The sequence below is a fragment of the Pseudomonas folii genome (assembly GCF_014357575.1).
Classification (GTDB): domain Bacteria; phylum Pseudomonadota; class Gammaproteobacteria; order Pseudomonadales; family Pseudomonadaceae; genus Aquipseudomonas; species Aquipseudomonas folii.
In genome coordinates this window covers 1-3,948 of record NZ_JACONW010000257.1, presented here as the reverse complement: position 1 = coordinate 3,948, position 3,948 = coordinate 1, and the positions used below count along the sequence as shown (strand labels likewise).

3 protein-coding genes are annotated in these 3,948 nt (G+C 58.8%); all 3 read right to left on the bottom strand.

The genetic code is table 11. From position 1 onward, the window contains the following. Positions 1 to 193: 193 nt before the first annotated feature. The 3 genes from parE to cpdA all read right to left on the bottom strand — a co-directional run bounded on the left by parE (position 194) and on the right by cpdA (position 3,764). Entirely contained in the window at positions 194 to 2,098 is a 1,905-nt protein-coding gene (parE, locus tag H8S59_RS26310) for a DNA topoisomerase IV subunit B (protein WP_095092362.1), read from the bottom strand. A gap of 139 nt (positions 2,099 to 2,237) precedes the next feature. Next, positions 2,238 to 2,855: a YqiA/YcfP family alpha/beta fold hydrolase gene (locus H8S59_RS26305; protein WP_095092363.1), complete on the bottom strand. Its 618-nt coding sequence runs from the start codon at positions 2,853 to 2,855 to the stop codon at positions 2,238 to 2,240. Between the two features lie 96 nt (positions 2,856 to 2,951). After that, positions 2,952 to 3,764 (bottom strand): 3',5'-cyclic-AMP phosphodiesterase, encoded by an 813-nt coding sequence (cpdA, locus tag H8S59_RS26300; protein ID WP_187523310.1) that lies wholly within the window; start codon positions 3,762 to 3,764, stop codon positions 2,952 to 2,954. Positions 3,765 to 3,948: the final 184 nt, after the last annotated feature.

The window sequence follows — 3,948 nt, the reverse complement described above, 5'->3', positions numbered from 1 at the left end:
CCACAGCCTTTATCGCGGGCAAGCACCGCTCCCACATGAAAGTCGCCTCCGCTCAGTGACTTGCATGCTGTTTGATAAGCGCTCGTTTGCCCGGAACCCGGTCGATCAGTCGCGGCATTCGCCATCGCGGGCAAGCGTGCTCCTGCAGGTTTGGCGCTATCGCGCGGTGTCAGGGACACCGGGGCGCTTTGCATCAAGTCAGAACCTCGGCAAGGTTGCCTTTGGACTCCAGCCAGCTTTTGCGATCACCGGCGCGCTTTTTGGCCAGTAACATGTCCATCATTTCCGACGCCACTTCAAAATCATCCAGCGTCAGTTGCACCAGGCGGCGAGTGTTCGGATCCATGGTGGTTTCACGCAGCTGCGGCGGATTCATTTCGCCCAGGCCTTTGAATCGCGTGACCTGCGGCTTGCCGCGTTTCTTCTCGGCCACCAGACGGTCCAGAATACCGTCGCGCTCGGCTTCGTCCAGCGCGTAGTAAATGTCTTTACCCAAATCGATGCGGTACAGCGGCGGCATGGCGACATAGACGTGCCCGGCGTCCACCAGCGGACGGAAATGCTGGACGAACAACGCGCACAACAAGGTCGCAATGTGCAAACCGTCAGAGTCGGCGTCAGCGAGGATGCAGATTTTGCCGTAGCGCAACTGGCTCATGTCCGCCGCGCCCGGGTCGACACCAATGGCGACGGCAATGTTGTGGACTTCCTGACTGGCGAGCACTTCGCCGCCATCGACTTCCCACGTGTTGAGAATCTTGCCGCGCAACGGCAGGATCGCCTGAAATTCCTTGTCTCGCGCCTGCTTGGCCGACCCGCCAGCGGAGTCACCTTCCACCAGGAACAACTCGGAACGCATCGGGTCCTGCCCCGCGCAATCAGCCAGTTTGCCAGGCAATGCAGGGCCTTGAGTAATGCGCTTGCGCTCAACCTTTTTACTGGCCTTTAGACGACGACCAGCGTTGTTGATCGCCAATTCCGCCAGTTGCATGCCCAGATCGGAGTTGGCGTTGAGCCACAGGCTGAAGGCATCTTTAACCACACCCGACACAAACGCCGCAGCCTCACGGGATGACAGGCGCTCTTTGGTCTGGCCGGAAAACTGCGGTTCCTGCATTTTCATCGACAGAACGAAAGCAATGCGCTCCCAGACGTCTTCCGGGGCAAGCTTCACGCCACGCGGCAACAGGTTGCGGTATTCGCAGAACTCACGCATCGCGTCGAGCAAACCCTGGCGCAGGCCGTTGACGTGGGTACCGCCTTGCGCCGTCGGGATCAGGTTGACGTAGCTTTCCTGAACGCTGTCGCCGCCTTCCGGCAACCAGAGCAGTGCCCAGTCGACCGCTTCTTTATTACCGGCAAAACTGCCGCAGAACGGTTCGTCCGGAAGGCGCAGGAAGTCGCTGACCGAATCCTGCAAGTAGGAACGCAGCCCATCTTCGTAATGCCACTCGACCTTTTCGTTAGTAGCCTTGTCTTCAAAGCTGACCAGCAGCCCCGGACATAGCACAGCCTTGGCCTTGAGCACATGCTTGAGGCGGCTGACCGAGAACTTCGGGGTGTCGAAATACTTGGGGTCCGGCGCGAAATACACGCTCGTCCCGGTGTTGCGCTTGCCCACAGTGCCGACGATTTCCAGCTCCGACGCCTTGTAGCCGTCGGTGAAGGACATTTCGTATTCGTTGCCATCGCGCTTGACCCGAACCTTGACCAAGGTCGACAGCGCGTTGACCACCGAGATACCCACACCGTGCAGGCCACCGGAGAACTGGTAGTTCTTGTTGGAGAACTTGCCGCCCGCGTGAAGCTTGGTGAGGATCAGTTCGACACCGGAAACGCCTTCCTCCGGGTGAATGTCCACCGGCATACCGCGACCGTCGTCGGACACTTCCAGCGAGTTATCGGCATGCAGAATGACCTGCACCGATTTGGCATGCCCGGCCAGCGCTTCGTCGACGCTGTTGTCGATGACTTCCTGGGCAAGGTGGTTCGGCCGCGAAGTGTCGGTGTACATGCCCGGCCGCTTGCGAACCGGGTCGAGGCCCGAGAGGACTTCGATGGCGTCTGCGTTATAAGAGCTAGCGCTGGGATTGGCCATGGGGTCTCGTCATCAGTTGTTCGTGGGGTTACAGAGTTGAAAACCTGTAGGAGCTGCCGAAGACTGCGATCCGGCATACGCCAGGCTTTCGAACCAATCGCAGCCTTCGGCAGCTCCTACATTTAATCCGGCTATACATTCAAAGCTTGGAAACATCCACCGCCTGTAACAGCTCAGGGGCGAATCCGGCAAAACTCAACAGCGCGGGCAATTGCCCGGCAAAGCCTTGGTAACTGTGGTCGCCGCCTGCCTGTATACGCAACGCGCATGCTCGATAGAACGATTCGGCGCGGCGATAATCAAGGGTCTCATCACCCGTTTGCAGCCAGACCTGAACACGCGTCGGGTCCTGAGGGGCGGGCACTTCCAGTTCGGCCAGGGCCTTGACGTGGTCGTGGGTCAGCTCCCAGGTTTCGCCGGTATAAAGGTTTTGCTGCGTACCGACAAATCCGTCGAACAGCTGGTGCGGGTTGACTGCCGGGTTGATCAGCACGGCTTTAAGGCCGTGGCGCTGCGCCAGGTGTGTCGCATAGTAGCCGCCGAGCGAGCTGCCGACCAGCAATGGCCGCCCGAGTTCTTCGATAGCGGATTCGAGCTGAACCATGGCGTGACGCGGATGGTGATGCAACTCAGGGACACGCACCTGCTCACTCAGCCCAAGCGAGCGCATCAGGGCGATCAATTGAGTGGCTTTTTTCGACAGGGCCGAACTGTTCAGGCCGTGGATATAAAGCAGTGTGGGGTTTTCGCTGGTCACGCCGTCCGCTCCTGAATCACTGAGTGGTGCAAAGCCGCGCAGTTTACAGGGACTAACGCTGAAAGACCCGCACCCGTGTGTATCACGACAAAAAGATCAGTAGCCGTTGCCGCCGTAATCCACTTCGAAATCCAGGCCAACCACACGGGACACACCGGTTTCCAGCTTCCCGTCATCGTAAAGACGCAGCCAGCGGTAGCCCGGCGCGGTGGTGTCGACTTTGAAATCAACGCTACCGGGCGCGAACTGGATGCAGGTTGAAGGCGATGCCAGCAGCCGGACGGTATCGCGCATCTGGTCGTATTCCTGATGAACATGCCCCCAGAGCACTGCTTGCACCTGTGGAAAACGCTCCAGGACCGCAAACAGCGCATCGGGATTGCGCAGTCCAATGGGATTCATCCACTCGCAGCCAATCGGCACGGGATTGTGATGCAGGCAGACCAGATGATGACGTTCCGGCGCTTCACTCAATGACTGGACCAGTAACTGCAGCTGTTGATCGCTCAAATAGCCGGGTACGGAACCCGGTACCGAGGAGTCCAGCAACGTCACTCGCCAGTTACCAATATCGATGACCGGCTCGAGCAAGTCGCTTTGTTGCGCGGCCTGGAGCATCTCCCGGGATTCGTCATGATTGCCGGGGAACCAGCGCTTCGGCGCCTCGATCGCCCCGCTCAATTGCCGAAAAGCCTCATAAGATTCGACGCTGCCGTCCTGGGAAACGTCGCCACTGGCAACCACCAGATCGACCTGCGGCTGTTCGGCCAGCACCAGTTCGATGACTTTTTGCAGACTGTCGCGAGTACACATACCCAGCAGCGTACCGTCCGCCTCGGCGAACAAATGGCTGTCGGACAACTGGACCAGCAGGACTGAATCTTTAACGGGGGCGTTTGGCAAAGCCATCTCCTTGGGAAGAGTCTGGCGATTATGGTGGGAAGCGATCAGGTCGGCAAATCCGGGAATGAGCGGCAGGTCTCAGTTACGAAGGCTTATAGAGAAGATTCTCTCTTGTACGCATCCACATGAATCGGCCTCGGTATCCCGACACGACACTATCTCGCTGCAAACATTGGACCTGTAGGAGTGG